Origin of the sequence: Paraburkholderia sp. SIMBA_054 (assembly GCF_046534875.1) — a bacterium.
Lineage (GTDB): Bacteria > Pseudomonadota > Gammaproteobacteria > Burkholderiales > Burkholderiaceae > Paraburkholderia > Paraburkholderia hospita.
Map to the genome: position 1 here is coordinate 1 of NZ_JAWRXV010000375.1, position 354 is coordinate 354.

Consider the following 354-nt stretch of genomic DNA (forward strand, 5'->3'; position numbering starts at 1 on the left):
CGTCGAGCTCGGCACGGAAAGTTATCTCGTCGACAGTAATCTTAATGGTACGTCCGCGGTTCCGATTGCAATCTATCTGCAGCCGGGCGCGAATGCGCTCAACACGATGGAACTCATTCAGAACCGTATGAACGAGCTGAAGGCGAGTTTCCCGGCGGGTATCGACTACTCGATTCCGTTCGATACGACGAAGTTCATCAAGGTCTCCATCGAAGAAGTGATACACACCTTCATCGAGGCGATCATTCTCGTCGTGCTGGTGGTGTTCATCTTCCTGCAGAACTGGCGCGCGACTCTCATTCCAATCATTGCAGTGCCGATCTCGATCATTGGCACTTTTGCGGGCATGTATGT

General features: G+C 52.3%; 1 protein-coding gene. It reads left to right on the forward strand.

Going from position 1 to position 354, the window contains the following annotated elements; all coding sequences use genetic code 11:
• The coding region (locus SB822_RS55550; protein ID WP_410858905.1) for an efflux RND transporter permease subunit at positions 1–354 on the forward strand (354 nt) is incomplete at both ends.